At 44.1% G+C, this 245-nt stretch carries 1 pseudogene; it reads left to right on the top strand.

Features of this window, described 5'->3' with window-relative positions:
• Positions 1 to 200, top strand: a pseudogene (locus SB658_RS26685) (MMPL family transporter); the annotation flags it as partial.
• Positions 201 to 245: the final 45 nt, after the last annotated feature.

The raw sequence follows: 245 nt of genomic DNA, 5'->3' as shown, positions 1-245 counted from the left end.
AATCCATGGGATTGGCAATGACCTTCGGTGTTCTTTTCGATGCGTTCATTGTAAGAATGACCATCATTCCGAGTGTCATGAAGCTGATGGGACATGCGGCCTGGTACTTACCGAAGTGGCTGGATAAAATCATTCCGAACGTGGATATCGAAGGCCATAAGCTGACACAAGGCAAAACACCGGAGAAACCGGAAGAATAAAATGAAAAAGCAGATCGTTATGATCTGCTTTTTTTATGTGCTGAC

The sequence above is a fragment of the Bacillus sp. SIMBA_008 genome (genome assembly GCF_046535495.1).
Classification (GTDB): Bacteria; Bacillota; Bacilli; order Bacillales; family Bacillaceae; genus Bacillus; species Bacillus subtilis.
This window is presented reverse-complemented; position numbering and strand designations above follow the sequence as displayed.